Raw genomic sequence first — 1,552 nt, 5'->3', positions numbered from 1 at the left:
TTTCCTTTATTCGTTGGTTCATATTTCTCTTATCAAGGTATAGATAAGTACACTTGATAAAGGAGGTCCAGCAAAATGAAACCAGAAAATATTCAATTACTTGCGCCACTTTTTCAGATACTTGGGAAAAATGAAGTAAAAGAGGTGGGTAGATTATCGGGTTTTATTCAACGCGAGCGTTCGTTTAGTGCGGCACAATTTTTACACTTTCTGTTTTTGAAAAAGAGTGAGATTATCAGTGATTCGCTTGAAACGCTTTGTACGGACTTGGCGGAGCAGGATATATTTATGACGAAATCGGCTCTTAATAAACGCTTTGATGAACGGGCTGTTACTTTTTTGGAAACCATTTTTGGACGATTATTCAAAACACAGCTTCAACTCGCCTTCCCCAAGCTAACGGGATACACATTTACTCGAATACGTATTTTAGATAGCACAACGATCAAATTACCAGATGCCTATCAGGGAAATTTTCAGGGTGTCCATTGTTCGTCTGTTAAAGTGCAAGTGGAGTTTGATTATTTAACCCAACAGCTACTTTATTTTGATTTAATGAACGGACGTGATGCCGATAATCCAGCAGGAATGACGCGATTACCTTTGATTCAGGAGAGAGAACTGGTTCTACAGGATTTAGGCTATTTTCAATTCGATTTTTTTAAAAAGGTGCACGCAAAAGGTGCTTTCTATATCACAAAAACGAAAAAAGATACGCAATTGTTTGTCGAAGTAAGTCATCCACCTCGTCATCCAAATGGGAAATTGATTGAAAGTCGCCGTTACAAACAAATTCATTTAGAAGAAATCGCATTAGAAATGGTACGTGGCGAATACAAAGAGTGGTCCCAATTATTTGTAGGACGACACGAAAAAATGCCTGCACGTTGTATTCTCTATCGCCTCTCAGAGGAACAGGAAAAAGAGCTACACAAGCGGGAAAAAAGAAGACGTCAAAAGAAACAAGGGCAAGTCCATAAAAATGAAGTAGAACAAATACCTGGAGTGGTCATCTATTTAACAAATGTACCAGAGGATATGCCAGCAAGTGAAATTCATGAACTTTACCGATTACGCTGGCAAATCGAGCTCTTATTTAAAACATGGAAATCAGATTTAGAAGTCGATAAGATGAAGAAGGTGAAGATTGAACGATGGTTATGTCATTTCTATCTTCAAAGTATTGTGCTTTTATTGACTGAAATGATCATGGGAATGATGAGAAATGATCTATGGGCGACGAGAAAACGGAGGATTAGTGAAAGAAAGACGGTCCGGTTGATTGCGAAACAAATAAATCGACTTTTAAAAAGTATGTGGCATTCGAAAAAACAGCTATATGTCTATTTCGATACGCTCACCCGAAACGTTTCGTCATTTTGCCTAAAGTGTAAAAAACGCAAAACTTCTTAAAAGTCGATGTAAACCCAATATTTGGATGGATAATTTGTATAGTTTATTTAGTGAGGCCATTTTTCCCCCACTCCTTGTGTAATACCCATTTTAAACAGAAGATAAACACACGAAAATCTGGCGTAGGATGTCTGATGTT

At 37.6% G+C, this 1,552-nt stretch carries 1 protein-coding gene; it reads left to right on the top strand.

What is annotated here, in order from left to right; translation table 11 throughout:
- Positions 1-75: 75 nt before the first annotated feature.
- Positions 76-1,413 (top strand): IS4 family transposase, encoded by a 1,338-nt coding sequence (locus tag ACEVFT_RS00975; protein WP_393947658.1) that lies wholly within the window; start codon positions 76-78, stop codon positions 1,411-1,413.
- Positions 1,414-1,552: the final 139 nt, after the last annotated feature.

Origin of the sequence: Lysinibacillus sp. PWR01 (assembly GCF_043359455.1) — a bacterium.
GTDB lineage: Bacteria > Bacillota > Bacilli > Bacillales_A > Planococcaceae > Lysinibacillus > Lysinibacillus fusiformis_F.
The sequence above is the reverse complement of the archived record's forward strand: the minus strand, read 5'-3'. Positions and strand labels throughout refer to the sequence as shown.